The following is a 278-nucleotide window of genomic DNA, read 5'->3' on the forward strand; positions in this document are numbered from 1 at the left end:
GGGTCATCCTGCAGTCGTTGTTGCGTAATCCGTTGGCCGATCCGTACCTGTTGGGCATCAGCGCCGGCGCTTCGACCGGTGCGGTGCTGATTGCGTTGATCGGCGTGGGCGAGCAGCGGGTGTATCCGGCGTTTCGCTTGTATGCGCGCACGCTCACCGACGTGGAACCGCTGCGCCTGTACTTCGCCGGGCAGCAGGTGCTGGTGTCGACCCAGGCGCTGCTGAATCGACCACCGCCCAACGGAATGATTTCACGGGTAGCCGGGTCGGTCTCCAAG

At 64.4% G+C, this 278-nt stretch carries 1 protein-coding gene; it reads left to right on the forward strand.

Features of this window, described 5'->3' with window-relative positions:
• Positions 1-278, forward strand: a 278-nt coding sequence (locus AC0L20_RS40940; RefSeq protein WP_473295815.1) for an iron chelate uptake ABC transporter family permease subunit, incomplete at both ends; no start/stop codon positions are given.

Source organism: Bradyrhizobium sp. Kon58, from assembly GCF_055807455.1.